This is a genomic window from Cohnella sp. GbtcB17 (assembly GCF_019091135.1).
In the GTDB taxonomy this organism is placed as follows: Bacteria; Bacillota; Bacilli; order Paenibacillales; family Paenibacillaceae; genus Cohnella.
In genome coordinates, this window is record NZ_JAGXJW010000185.1 from 1 (window position 1) to 408 (window position 408).

The window sequence follows — 408 nt, forward strand, 5'->3', positions numbered from 1 at the left end:
ATCGCGTATCCATCGCGTACTGCAACTGCTCGAAATAAGGGCAGTCTTCGTACGTCTCGTGCATGCTGCGCTTAAGCGTATTGATGCTGATGTTCCAGAGCGGCTGCAAGCTGGCGTCGGAGCTGGTGAAGCTCGCTTTGGCCTCCAGCGGATAGCCTGTTTCTCTATAATGAAAAGATTGGATGGCCAGCGCTTCATCAGCCGTCTCCACCTCAAGCGAAACATAACGGAATGTCCGGAATAAGAACGGTACGTAACATTCAGGCTGAACTGTGGAACCAAATCCGCCGACTGTATAGAGATCAAAATTGCCGATCAGTACGCCGGTCCTATCGTCTCGGATACCTTTAACGAATGCACCCGTTGCCGGATCGATTTGCTGATAGCATTCCGCGTATAAAAGCGTTA

Annotated in this window: 1 pseudogene; it reads right to left on the reverse strand. The window is 50.7% G+C overall.

Annotation, left to right across the window (positions count from 1 at the left end):
* Positions 1-408: pseudogene (locus KVT38_RS33555) on the reverse strand (alpha-L-rhamnosidase C-terminal domain-containing protein); the annotation flags it as partial.